This window comes from Enterobacter sp. ECC-249 (assembly GCF_043965265.1).
GTDB lineage: Bacteria > Pseudomonadota > Gammaproteobacteria > Enterobacterales > Enterobacteriaceae > Enterobacter > Enterobacter quasiroggenkampii.
Map to the genome: position 1 here is coordinate 97,369 of NZ_CP143660.1, position 12,299 is coordinate 109,667.

A 12,299-nucleotide genomic window follows, 5' to 3' on the forward strand; every position below is an offset into this window, starting at 1 on the left:
GTACTGCGTCTTACATCATCACGACGTCAAACTGCTCCTGGTTATAGAGCGGTTCAATTTGTACTTTTACCTGTTTGCCGACAAAGATTTCCACTTCCGCCAGCGCGTGTGACTCTTCGCCTTTCAGCGCTTCAGCCACCGCAGGGGAAGCATAGACCAGAAAACGATCGGAGTCGTAGGCATGATGAACACGGACGATTTCACGCATAATTTCGTAGCAGACGGTCTCAACCGTCTTTACCGTTCCGCGTCCATGGCAGGTTGGGCATTCATTACATAGCACATGCTCCACGCTCTCACGGGTACGCTTACGCGTCATTTCCACCAGCCCCAGCTGTGAGAAGCCGTTGATGCTGGTTTTCACGCGATCTTTACTCAGCGCCTGCTCAAGCGAGTGCAGCACGCGGCGACGATGGTCTTCATTACTCATATCGATAAAGTCGATGATGATAATGCCGCCCAGATTGCGCAGACGAAGCTGGCGCGCAATCGCCTGCGTGGCTTCGATGTTGGTGTTGAAGATGGTGTCATCCAGGTTGCGATGGCCGACGAACGCGCCGGTGTTAATATCGACGGTGGTCATCGCCTCGGTCTGATCGATGATCAGATAGCCGCCGGACTTCAGCTCAACCTTACGCTCCAGGGCACGCTGGATCTCGTTTTCGACATCATAGAGATCGAAGATCGGCTGACGTCCTGAATAATGCTCCAGCAGGCCAGGCATCTCCGGGATGTACTCAGCGGTAAATTCCAGCAGCGCTTCATAGGTCAGGCGCGAGTCCACGCGAATCCGGTCGAGCTGCGCGTCAGCAAAGTCACGCAGAACGCGCTGAGCAAGCGCCAGTTCACCGTAGAGCTGGTAGCGGGTCTGGTTGCGTTTTTTACGCTCCATCACTTTTGTCCAGACGCGCTTCAGGTATGCCGCATCCGATGCCAGGTCTTCTTCGCTGATCCCTTCCGCAGCGGTACGGATGATAAATCCGCCCTGTTCATCGCAGTAGGCGCTGACCACTTTTTTCAGACGTTCGCGCTCGGTTTCGCTCTCAATACGCTGTGAGACGCCCACGTGCGACGCGCCGGGCATAAAGACCAGATAGCGGGAAGGTAAGGTGATGTCGGTGGTTAGACGGGCGCCTTTGGTTCCGAGTGGATCTTTCACCACCTGCACCATCAGATCCTGTCCCTGACGCACAAGTTCAGAAATATCGCGCACGGCAAACTGCTTTTGCTCTTCGCCCGCGACGCACTCGGTGTGCGGCATGATATCGGAAGCATGTAAAAATGCCGCCTTATCCAGTCCAATATCTACAAAAGCCGCCTGCATACCCGGTAGTACACGACTGACACGACCTTTGTAGATATTGCCTACTATTCCGCGCCGCGCTTCACGCTCAATATGAATTTCCTGAAGAATGCCACCATCAATATAGGCCACACGGGTTTCCGATGGCGTTACGTTTACCAACAATTCAGCCGTCATAATTATCCCTTCCCTCACGCAGTGAGTTAAAATTGCTCAGCAACTCATACGTTTCCACCAGCGGTAAGCCGACTACGGCGTGATAGCTGCCATTAATCTTCCTGACAAAACAGCCACCCAGCCCCTGAATACCGTATGCACCTGCTTTATCCATCGGTTCACCGCTGGCAATATAAGCGGCGATGTCGTCGTCGGTAAGTACTCTGAAGGTCACTTCCGTCACCACCAGGCAGTCCAGCACGTGCTGGCGATCGGCCAGCGCGACGGCGGTCATCACCTGATGCGTTTGTCCGGACAGCTTGCGTAGCATGCGCGCCGCATGATCGGCGTCGCGCGGTTTTTCCAGCACTTCACCGTTCAGGATAACGATGGTATCTGCTCCCAGCACGGGTAGATCGCGTGGCACACTGGCCACGCCCGCCTGCGCTTTCTCCCTCGCCAGACGTGACACGTACTGTTGAGCGCTTTCGCCCTCAGCACGTTTTTCTTCAATGCCGGTCACGATGCGTTCAAAAGAGACCCCTAGCTGCGTCAGGAGTTCCTGACGGCGTGGGGAGCCGGAAGCGAGATACAAAGACGTCATAGAAACCTTTTATTGCACAGCAAACTGCTGGCGAATCTTACGCATCAGCAGGAACAGCCATGGCCAGAGCACACCGTTTACTACACTACTCCAGAACACTTCCGGTCGGAAAGAGACGTTGATCACTAAAAACTCTGCCCAGAAAACAACGATATCCGCAGCGAGCGACAACAACATCACAACCAGGGCCTGTTGCCAGAGCGCAAGGTTACGAAAGAGCTGGAATTTGAGTGCGACGAGGTACGCAATAATGCTCATGGACAAGGCGCGCACGCCAAGCGTAGAGCCGCTAATGAGATCCAGTATGGCACCCATCACGAAACCTGTGCCGACATTTACGCGATGCGGCAGGGCAAGGATCCAGTAGAGCAAAATGAGCAATACCCAGTTTGGCCGGAAAACGAGAATGTCATCCGGCCAGGGCATCACTTGCAGCAACAGTGCAATGAGAAACGAGAGCCAGATGACCCAGCGTCCCTGGCTACGATAGCTTGCCACTACTGCCCTCCCGAAGAGAGTTTAGGCGGTGGCGGCGCATCCGGAAGCGGCTGCGTTAACCCTGTTGCCGGCGCCGGAACAGGCGCAGGCGGCCCCATGGAATCCGCAGGCGGGAGAACCTGCGGCATCATCTGCATCAGGCGCTCGTTTGCTACTCGATGCACCTCTTCAGGCGTCATCGGATTAGCACCGTTACGATCGGCGCCCCACAGCAGCAGCAGATAGCGCAGACGCTGCAGACCGGCGGTTGGACGCGCCTGAATCACGGTATAGGCACGCTGGGTATCCAGCTTGACCGAAGAGACCACCGCAACCGGATAGCCTTCAGGGAAGCGGCCACCCAGGCCGGAGGTCACCAGCACGTCGCCCACGCGAATATCCGTGTTAGCAGGCAGATGTTCCAGCTGCAGGTCGTCCGTACAGCCGTTACCGGCCGCAATCACGCGGATATCGTTGCGCAGAACCTGGATCGGCAGGGCATGCGTGGCATCGCAAATCAGCAGCACGCGGCTGGTCAGTTTGGCCACGGCAACAACCTGGCCCACAACGCCTTTATCACTGATAACAGGCTGACCTTCATACACCCCGTTCACGCTCCCCTTGTCGATCACAACCTGATCGCTATAAGGGTCGTTCACCGTGGAGATCACCTGAGTGACCATTTTCTGCTCATCCTGACGCAGCGGCGAGCCGAGCAGTTCACGCAGACGCGCGTTCTCCTGCTTATATTGCCCCAGCATCAGCAGTTCGCTGTTTTTCAGCAACAGTTCCTGACGTAATGCCCGGTTTTCGAGTTCGAGTTGGTCACGTGAAGACAGCGTTTGAGAAACGGAGTCGAGCAGTTCACGGGGACCATTGGATATAAAGTAGAAAGGACTGACGGCGGTATCCATGTACGTTCGGATCTGGCTGAACGTACCGAGGCGGCTATCGGCAATAATGACCCCAAGCGCAACCAGAACCGCCAGAATGAGGCGAAACTGTAGCGATGGGCCACGGCTAAAAATTGGCTTCATAGGCTATGCGTATTCTCGCGTCAGAGAGAAAGGGTAGCAAATTGCTACCCTCTCAAACTCGACTACTCTTCGCTGAACAAATCGCCGCCGTGCATGTCGATCATTTCCAGCGCCTTGCCACCACCACGGGCGACGCAAGTCAGTGGATCTTCTGCAACTACGACAGGAATACCTGTCTCTTCCATTAACAGGCGGTCGAGGTTACGCAGCAGCGCACCACCACCGGTCAGAACCATACCGCGCTCGGAGATATCGGACGCCAGCTCTGGTGGGCACTGTTCCAGCGCAACCATTACCGCGCTCACGATGCCCGTCAGTGGTTCCTGCAGAGCTTCCAGAATTTCGTTGGAGTTCAGGGTGAAACCGCGTGGGACACCTTCAGCAAGGTTACGGCCACGTACTTCGATCTCACGCACTTCATCGCCCGGATACGCAGAGCCGATTTCATGTTTGATACGCTCTGCGGTGGCTTCACCGATCAGAGAGCCGTAGTTACGGCGCACATAATTAATGATGGCTTCGTCGAAGCGGTCACCACCGATACGTACGGAAGAGGAGTACACCACGCCGTTCAGAGAGATAACGGCCACTTCAGTGGTACCGCCACCGATATCCACCACCATGGAACCGGTCGCTTCAGACACAGGCAGACCTGCACCGATTGCCGCCGCCATTGGCTCTTCAATCAGGAACACTTCACGTGCACCTGCACCCTGGGCAGATTCACGGATTGCGCGACGTTCTACCTGGGTTGCGCCAACCGGCACACACACCAGAACACGCGGGCTTGGACGCATGAAGCTGTTGCTGTGAACCTGCTTGATGAAGTGCTGAAGCATTTTTTCAGTCACGAAGAAGTCGGCGATAACGCCGTCTTTCATTGGGCGAATAGCGGCGATGTTGCCAGGGGTACGACCCAGCATCTGCTTCGCGTCATGACCCACAGCGGCCACGCTTTTCGGCGAGCCTGCACGATCCTGACGAATGGCCACAACGGAAGGCTCATTCAATACGATGCCTTGTCCTTTTACATAAATAAGGGTATTCGCGGTACCCAGGTCAATGGACAGGTCATTGGAAAACATGCCACGAAATTTTTTCAACATACTAAGGGATAATCCTGAAAGCTGGGGCGGAAAACAAAATCCGCTTACTTTACCAACCACACGCAGCAGCGACAAGGCGCAAAAATCATCTGCAACGGTGAAAATTTGTGCAGTACGTTTCCTGATGTTACAAAATCATCCCCTGACTCCCTCAGGGCTGAGTAAACAGTAGCGTTCCCCACTGACGTTTGTAACCGTTAAAGGTCGTTCACTGGCTTTTTGCTCGACATACTCAAAGCTACAGGCGCGATATTCTACGTGAAAACAGCGTAAACGGCAGGTCAAACAGAGTATCTTTGCAAATATTTTTTCACGTTGGTGTCAAGCGGTTGAGAGGCAGCAAAAAAATCCCCCTGACCACCCATTACACCGCGCTCTGTTAACATCTGCCATTCGCCTCTGGAGCGCACGCCCGCAGCAAATACTTGCGTTCGCGTTCCCTTGCATGCTTCTACCAGACTCTGTACCAGCAGCTGGTTTTCCGTACGCTTCTCAATATTCCTTACCAGCCCTGGATGTAGCTTTAATAACTCCACATCCAGCGCCTTAATCCAGTCGGTACTGACCAGCGTTAAACCTGCCTGCGTCACCGCGACACGCGCACCGAGCGCATTGATCAAACGTACCACCGGACGTAACCGGCTGATGTGTTGACCTACATCGGCCTCAGCAAGTTCAAAAATAATGTGTTTGCGTTGCGATTTTTCGCATTGCATTAATGTATCACGTAGCCAGCGCTGAAAACGTGGACGTATTAACGACTCCACGGTGACCTGCAGCGCCAGGTTTTCTTCCGGCCAGAAAGATAAAAACGGAATTAACCGGGTTATTTGCTGGCGGTCATACTCTTCGGACAGACCAAATTGCAGGACCATCGGCAGATATTCCGCCGAGATAACTTCTTCCGAACCGTCAAAAATACGACACATCAGTTCACGGTGATGAACGTTACCGTTTTTCATGACCGCGGGTTTTTGATAAATACGCGGTCCGCCGCGGCTAAGCATTTGCTCAATCAGCGTCCGCCAGCGTACGTTGCCGCGCCCTTTTTCCGGCAGGGAGTCATCATAAACCGCCCATCCGTTCGCGCCCTGCAACACGGCGTTGCGGGTGGCCGCTTCCGCATGTTCCATTACCTGTTCTGTCGATTGCCCGCCACGCCAGGCGCAGATACCCATGTGGACCATATCGTCCCTGTCGAGCATTTTGCTCTGCGGCAGCGCATCCACCGCCTTCAGCAGCTGGCTGGCGATGCTTTCTGACTCTTTCAGCGTTCGGTGCGGCAGCAACACGGCAAAGTCGCTGCGGTGATAGCGGGCCAGCAGCGCCCCCGGGTAGCGCATAATAAAGGTGGAGAGCAGGTTAATCAGCGTAAAGAGATTTTCTTCCGCGGCCCGCTGTCCCCAGGTATCGCGCAGGAGATCAAAGTCAGGCAGGCGAATCATCATCACCACCCCGTGCGTTCCCACTTTTTCCGAATCGTCGAGCAGCGTAGCGAGCTGATTATCAAAGAAAAGGCGGTTATTCAGGCCGGTTTTATTATCCTGGGCGGCATAGGAACGGATCAGCGTATCCATACGGCTGCGCTGGTCGCTGGCAAACTGGATTTCCGAGAGCAGCGTATCCAGCGCGCTGCTGGTGCGTGACGGCCACTCATGGACTGAGCCACGCACCTGCGGACCGCGCTCACCGTTAAGGATACGCACGGAGCGCATCTCCAGCAGCTCCTGGCCGGAGAGCTGGCGGCGCAGCCAGCGGACCGCGAGAAAGATCAGCAGGACGATAAACGCCACCGCAACGGTGAGCGGCGCGGTGGTCATCATGGAACGGAAATAGCTCGCCATCGGATCGAGGTAGACCATGTGTATGGTCATCCCCGGGTTTTTCAGGGAATGCACCGTCACTTCACGATACTGGCTCACCACCCCCGCGGGCAGATAACTTCCCGGCCGTTCGTGGCTTAAAACACGGTGCTTTCCCTGCTGAATGTCGATCCGAACAATATCAACAGGTACCATCAACTCATCGAGCTCACGGGAGAGCTCCGGCAGCGGCGTCGTCAGCAGACGCGTATCAATCACCGATGCAACAGACTGTACCCGGTTAACCAGCTTGTCCTGAATGGCGGTGTAAAAGCTCAGGGAGCAGCCCATAAGCGTGACAAAAATGGTAAGCCCCGTCAGCAAGGTGATAAAAGCTGAGAACTTCGTCGTTAATCGCATCCTTGAGATTACTCCGTGGGTTGATGGGGTAGCGAGTAAGCACTAACTTGCATTTCGAATGCGGCATACTACCAAATCGAGTGTATCTGGCAATTTATTGCGTTAAATCGGCACCGCGTTTCCCTGAGCGAGTATAGTCTTCAGAAATTATTTTCCAATCATATGAGTCGAGAGGACCCCGTATGCAGGCTTTGATCTTAGAACAGCAGGACGGCAAAACGCTTGCCTCAGTGCAGGCGGTAGAAGAGAGTCGCCTGCCGGAAGGCGAAGTAACCGTCGACATCGACTGGTCTAGTTTAAATTATAAAGATGCGCTGGCGATTACCGGTAAGGGTAAAATCATCCGAAATTTCCCTATGGTGCCGGGTATTGATTTCGCGGGCCGGGTTCATACCAGCGAGGATCCGCGCTTCCACCCGGGGCAGCAGGTGCTGCTCACCGGCTGGGGCGTAGGTGAAAATCACTGGGGCGGGCTAGCCACGCAGGCGCGCGTGAAGGGCGACTGGCTGGTGCCGATGCCGAAAGGCATGGATGGCCGTAAGGCGATGATCGTCGGCACGGCAGGTTTTACCGCCATGCTGTGCGTAATGGCGCTGGAAGATGCGGGTATCCGCCCTGAATCTGGCGAAATTGTCGTCACCGGCGCCAGCGGCGGCGTGGGCAGCACGGCTGTGACGCTTCTGCACAAACTGGGCTATCAGGTCGCTGCGGTGTCGGGCCGCGAAAGCACCCATGATTACCTGCGCCAGCTCGGTGCAAACCGCATTCTCAGCCGTGACGAATTCGCCGAAACCCGTCCGCTGGAAAAACAGGTCTGGACAGGCGCGGTGGATACCGTCGGTGATAAGGTGCTGGCAAAAGTTCTGGCGCAGATGAACTACGGCGGCTGCGTGGCAGCCTGCGGACTGGCGGGCGGATTTGCCCTGCCCACCACCGTGATGCCATTTATTTTGCGTAACGTCCGCCTGCAGGGTGTGGATTCCGTGATGACTCCAGCGGCTCGCCGTACGCAGGCATGGGAACGTCTGGTACGCGACCTGCCGGAATCCTTCTACACTCAGAGCGCCACGGAGATCACGCTCAGCCAGGCACCGGAGTATGCCAGTAAGATCATGGACAACCAGTTCCACGGTCGCGCGCTGGTGAAAATCGCCTAATCTTCAAATTTTCGTGACATATTCGCGCGAATCCCTCTCCTCCGTCATGCTTAGGAAAACGCATGACGGAGGATGCCATGAAAAACCGAAAACTGACGGAAGCCGACGTAACGTCTGAGTCTGTCTTTATGTTACAGCGCCGCCAGATCCTGAAAATGCTCGGCATCAGCGCCACAGCCCTGACGCTCTCTCCGGCTGCACACGCCGACCTGCTCGACTGGTTTAAAGGCAACGATCGGCCGAAGGCCCCTTCCGGCGCCCCGCTCACCTTTACGAAACCCGCCCAATGGCAGAACAAACTCGCGCTTACGCCGGAAGATAAAGTCACCGGCTACAACAACTTCTACGAATTTGGTCTCGATAAGGCCGATCCTGCCGCCAACGCCGGTAGCCTCAAAACCGATCCGTGGACGCTAAAGATTGATGGCGAAGTGGCGAAACCCCTGACGCTGGACCACCACGATCTCACCACCCGTTTCCCGCTTGAAGAGCGTATCTACCGTATGCGCTGTGTGGAAGCCTGGTCGATGGTGGTGCCCTGGATCGGCTTCCCGCTGCATAAATTGCTGGCGATGGTTGAGCCCACCAGCAACGCAAAATATGTCGCTTTCCAGACGCGCTATGCGCCGGACGAGATGCCCGGGCAGAAAGATCGGTTTATCGGCGGCGGGCTTGAGTATCCGTATGTGGAAGGGTTACGTCTCGACGAGGCGATGCACCCGCTCACCCTGCTGACCGTCGGCGTTTATGGCAAAGCGCTTCCGCCGCAGAACGGTGCCCCCATTCGTTTAACCGTACCGTGGAAATATGGCTTCAAAGGGATTAAATCTATCGTCAGCATTAAGCTCACCCGCGAGCGGCCGCCAACCACCTGGAATCTGGCGGCCCCGGACGAATACGGTTTCTTCGCCAACGTGAACCCGCACGTGGATCATCCGCGCTGGTCGCAGGCAACCGAGCGGTTTATCGGTTCCGGCGGTGCGCTGGACGTGAAGCGCCAGCCGACGCTGCTGTTTAACGGCTATGCGGATGAAGTGGCCTCGCTGTACCGTGGCCTCAACTTACGGGAGAACTTCTGAGTGCGTTTAACGGCAAAACAGATTACCTGGCTGAAAGTGCTGCTGCACCTGGCCGGGCTGCTTCCTTTTATATGGCTGTTCTGGGCCGCCAGTCAGGGTCTTTTTAGCGCCGATCCGGCCAAGGATATCCAGCATTTTACCGGTCGGATGGCTCTGAAATTTTTGCTGGCCACCTTGCTCGTCTCGCCGCTGGCGCGCTACGCTAAACAGCCCTTATTGATACGCACCCGTCGGCTTTTAGGGCTATGGTGTTTTGCCTGGGCGACGCTGCATCTGACCAGCTACGCCCTGCTGGAGCTGGGAATTAACAATCTGGCGCTGCTTGGCCGCGAACTGGTGACACGTCCTTATCTGACGTTGGGTATCGTGAGCTGGGTGGTTTTACTGGCGTTAGCGCTGACCTCCACGCAATATGCGCAGCGAAAGCTGGGCAAGCGCTGGCAGTTGCTGCACAACTTCGTCTATCTTGTCGCGATCCTCGCCCCCATTCATTACCTGTGGTCGGTGAAGATCCTCTCGCCGCAGCCAATCCTTTATGCACTGGCCGCCGTGGCGCTTTTAGCATGGCGTTACAAGAAGTTCCGCCAGTGGTTGCGATAGTTCGCGAAACTGTGCGTTTTCCCGCATATTCCCCGTCAACCGCAAATCTTTTTCGGATAGCGGTTGATAATCTTCCCTGATAAGACCAGTATTTAGCTGCTAAATGCTACGAAATCGTTATAATGTGCGACCTTGGTTCACCTGACAGCGGTTTTAAGCCTCTGAAAAGGTGACATTTGCGTTTCGAAGGTATATTTTGTTTTTTACCCGAAAATCGCAGGAGATAGCGGCATAATGACAGATAAATTCCATATCTTAGTTTTGAACGGACCGAACCTGAACATGCTCGGAACCCGTGAGCCAGAGAAGTACGGCACGCTGACATTAAGTGAAATTGTTAACCGTCTGGGAACGGAAGCAGCGTCACTGAATGTGGATTTGGATCATTTTCAGTCGAATGCGGAGTACGCAATCATCGACCGTATTCATCAGGCTAAAGACAATGTGGACTATATCCTGATCAATCCGGCCGCGTTTACGCACACCAGTGTTGCTATCCGCGACGCACTGCTCGCGGTGAGTATCCCGTTTATCGAGATCCACCTGAGTAATGTGCACGCCCGAGAGCCGTTCCGCCACCATTCGTATCTGTCAGATATCGCTGCTGGCGTTATCTGTGGACTGGGCGCTGACGGCTATTCATACGCTTTACAGACAGCGGTAAAACGCTTGTCACAATCACACTAAACAAGAGTACGGAACCCACTCATGGATATTCGTAAGATTAAAAAACTGATCGAGCTGGTTGAAGAATCAGGCATCTCCGAACTGGAAATTTCTGAAGGCGAAGAGTCTGTACGCATCAGCCGTGCAGCCCCAGCCGCTAGCTTCCCGGTAATGCAGCAAGCTTATGCTGCGCCAGTGCAGCAGCCTGCGCTCTCCGCAGCCGTTGCGCCAGCAGCTGAAGCCGCACCTGCCGCTGCAGCAGAAATCAGTGGTCACATCGTACGTTCCCCAATGGTTGGTACTTTCTACCGCACCCCGAGCCCGGACGCGAAGGCGTTCATCGAAGTGGGTCAGAAAGTCAACGTAGGCGATACCCTGTGCATCGTTGAAGCGATGAAAATGATGAACCAGATCGAAGCAGACAAATCAGGTACTGTGAAAGCGATTCTGGTCGAAAGTGGTCAGCCGGTTGAATTTGACGAGCCGCTGGTCGTCATCGAGTAACGAGGCGTACATGCTGGATAAAATTGTTATCGCCAACCGCGGCGAGATCGCACTGCGTATTCTTCGTGCCTGTAAAGAACTGGGCATTAAGACCGTCGCTGTGCACTCAAGCGCGGATCGCGATTTAAAACACGTATTGCTGGCGGATGAGACGGTCTGTATTGGCCCGGCTCCGTCCGTAAAAAGCTATCTGAACATCCCGGCTATCATCAGCGCCGCTGAAATCACCGGCGCGGTGGCAATTCATCCGGGTTACGGCTTCCTCTCTGAGAACGCCAATTTTGCTGAGCAGGTTGAACGCTCTGGCTTCATCTTCATCGGCCCGAAAGCCGACACTATCCGCCTGATGGGCGACAAAGTGTCTGCAATCACCGCGATGAAAAAAGCCGGTGTTCCAACCGTACCAGGCTCTGACGGCCCTCTGACCGACGACATGGATGCTAACCGTGCTCATGCTAAACGCATTGGCTACCCGGTTATCATCAAAGCGTCCGGCGGCGGCGGTGGTCGCGGTATGCGCGTTGTGCGCAGCGATGCTGAACTGGCGCAGTCCATCTCCATGACCAAAGCAGAAGCGAAAGCCGCTTTCAGCAATGACATGGTGTACATGGAAAAATACCTGGAAAACCCACGCCACATCGAAATTCAGGTGCTGGCTGACGGTCAGGGTAACGCGATTTATCTGGCAGAACGTGACTGCTCCATGCAGCGTCGTCACCAGAAAGTGGTCGAAGAAGCACCAGCACCGGGCATTACTCCGGAACTGCGTCGCTACATCGGCGAGCGTTGCTCCAAAGCGTGTGTCGATATCGGCTATCGCGGTGCAGGTACATTTGAGTTCCTGTTCGAAAACGGCGAGTTCTATTTCATCGAAATGAACACCCGTATTCAGGTTGAACACCCGGTTACCGAAATGATCACCGGCGTTGACCTGATCAAAGAACAGCTGCGTATCGCTGCAGGCCAGCCGCTGTCCATCAAGCAGGAAGAAGTTGTGGTGAAAGGCCATGCGGTAGAGTGCCGTATCAACGCCGAAGACCCGAACACCTTCCTGCCAAGCCCGGGTAAAATCACGCGTTTCCACGCGCCGGGTGGCTTTGGCGTGCGTTGGGAGTCTCATATCTACGCCGGTTACACCGTACCGCCGTACTATGACTCAATGATCGGCAAGCTCATCTGCTACGGCGAAAACCGTGACGTGGCGATTGCCCGCATGAAGAACGCCCTGCAGGAGCTGATCATCGACGGTATCAAAACCAACGTTGATCTGCAGATGCGTATCATGAGCGACGAGCACTTCCAGAACGGTGGAACCAACATCCACTATCTCGAGAAGAAACTCGGTCTTAACGAAAAGTAAGACTGCGCGCACTAAAAGGCCGGATTAT

12 protein-coding genes are annotated in these 12,299 nt (G+C 55.0%); 6 read left to right on the top strand and 6 right to left on the bottom strand.

Going from position 1 to position 12,299, the window contains the following annotated elements:
- Nucleotides 1–10 precede the first annotated feature (10 nt).
- The 6 genes from rng to csrD all read right to left on the bottom strand — a co-directional run bounded on the left by rng (nt 11) and on the right by csrD (nt 6,905).
- Nucleotides 11–1,480 carry a ribonuclease G gene (rng, locus tag V1587_RS00480; protein WP_010436156.1) on the bottom strand — a complete coding sequence of 490 codons (1,470 nt, stop codon included), beginning with the start codon at nt 1,478–1,480 and terminating at the stop codon, nt 11–13.
- The gene (locus tag V1587_RS00485) at nt 1,470–2,063 is read right to left on the bottom strand and encodes a nucleoside triphosphate pyrophosphatase (protein WP_371899207.1); all 594 of its coding nucleotides are present in this window, start codon (nt 2,061–2,063) and stop codon (nt 1,470–1,472) included. The genes rng and V1587_RS00485 overlap by 11 nt, the downstream gene beginning before the upstream one ends.
- Before the next feature lie 9 nt (nt 2,064–2,072).
- Entirely contained in the window at nt 2,073–2,561 is a 489-nt protein-coding gene (mreD, locus tag V1587_RS00490; RefSeq protein ID WP_028016994.1) for a rod shape-determining protein MreD, read from the bottom strand.
- Nucleotides 2,561–3,577 (bottom strand): rod shape-determining protein MreC, encoded by a 1,017-nt coding sequence (gene mreC / locus V1587_RS00495; protein ID WP_032650442.1) that lies wholly within the window; start codon nt 3,575–3,577, stop codon nt 2,561–2,563. The genes mreD and mreC overlap by 1 nt, the downstream gene beginning before the upstream one ends.
- A 62-nt stretch (nt 3,578–3,639) precedes the next feature.
- Complete coding sequence (mreB, locus tag V1587_RS00500; RefSeq protein ID WP_000913396.1) at nt 3,640–4,683, bottom strand: rod shape-determining protein MreB; 1,044 nt, start codon at nt 4,681–4,683, stop codon at nt 3,640–3,642.
- A 281-nt stretch (nt 4,684–4,964) separates the two neighbouring features.
- Nucleotides 4,965–6,905, bottom strand: coding sequence for an RNase E specificity factor CsrD (csrD, locus tag V1587_RS00505; RefSeq protein ID WP_371899208.1), 1,941 nt, complete (start codon nt 6,903–6,905; stop codon nt 4,965–4,967).
- A 182-nt stretch (nt 6,906–7,087) separates the two neighbouring features.
- Here csrD and V1587_RS00510 point away from each other — a divergent pair, with 182 nt between their 5' ends.
- From V1587_RS00510 to accC, 6 genes are all read left to right on the top strand, one after another.
- Nucleotides 7,088–8,062: an MDR family oxidoreductase gene (locus V1587_RS00510; RefSeq protein ID WP_371899209.1), complete on the top strand. Its 975-nt coding sequence runs from the start codon at nt 7,088–7,090 to the stop codon at nt 8,060–8,062.
- A 77-nt stretch (nt 8,063–8,139) separates the two neighbouring features.
- On the top strand, nt 8,140–9,141 hold the full coding sequence (gene msrP / locus V1587_RS00515; RefSeq protein ID WP_371899210.1) for a protein-methionine-sulfoxide reductase catalytic subunit MsrP: 1,002 nt from the start codon (nt 8,140–8,142) through the stop codon (nt 9,139–9,141).
- Nucleotides 9,142–9,741: a protein-methionine-sulfoxide reductase heme-binding subunit MsrQ gene (msrQ, locus tag V1587_RS00520; RefSeq protein ID WP_371899211.1), complete on the top strand. Its 600-nt coding sequence runs from the start codon at nt 9,142–9,144 to the stop codon at nt 9,739–9,741.
- A 234-nt stretch (nt 9,742–9,975) separates the two neighbouring features.
- Complete coding sequence (gene aroQ / locus V1587_RS00525) at nt 9,976–10,428, top strand: type II 3-dehydroquinate dehydratase (protein ID WP_024906320.1); 453 nt, start codon at nt 9,976–9,978, stop codon at nt 10,426–10,428.
- Between the two features lie 21 nt (nt 10,429–10,449).
- Entirely contained in the window at nt 10,450–10,911 is a 462-nt protein-coding gene (gene accB, locus V1587_RS00530) for an acetyl-CoA carboxylase biotin carboxyl carrier protein (RefSeq protein ID WP_010436174.1), read from the top strand.
- A 10-nt stretch (nt 10,912–10,921) separates the two neighbouring features.
- A complete protein-coding gene (accC, locus tag V1587_RS00535) occupies nt 10,922–12,271 on the top strand; it encodes an acetyl-CoA carboxylase biotin carboxylase subunit (protein WP_023333644.1) in 1,350 nt (449 codons plus the stop codon).
- The last annotated feature ends 28 nt before the right edge of the window (nt 12,272–12,299 follow it).